The organism is Candidatus Thermoplasmatota archaeon (genome assembly GCA_022848865.1).
Taxonomy (GTDB): domain Archaea; phylum Thermoplasmatota; class Thermoplasmata; order RBG-16-68-12; family JAGMCJ01; genus JAGMCJ01.
The window spans coordinates 1-253 of the sequence record JAJISE010000104.1 but is presented as its reverse complement, the minus strand read 5'-3'; the positions used below and the strand labels follow the sequence as shown (position 1 = coordinate 253).

The window sequence follows — 253 nt, the reverse complement described above, 5'->3', positions numbered from 1 at the left end:
TCGATAGGGACTCTTACTCGTGACAACTCTGTTACCCCCGGGGTAATTTTTCTATCACCTCAACCATCCACACGAGAAATGTTGAGGATCGCTAGACCAGGCGTTAGCCTCAGGATTCCTTGGTGATCAGAATCCAGTCAGACCAGCTTTTGCTCTTAAACTCTTCGGCGGATTCCTGACCCGCTTGAGCTGACCATTGGTTACTCTAGATATTTTTTCTAGAGTGAGCCGCCCCAGCCAAACTGCCCACCTG

Annotated in this window: 1 rRNA gene (cut by a window edge); it reads right to left on the bottom strand. The window is 49.8% G+C overall.

Annotated elements, in window-relative coordinates:
- Positions 1-253 (bottom strand): 23S ribosomal RNA (locus tag LN415_09875) (its annotated part extends 508 nt beyond the left edge of the window); the annotation flags it as partial.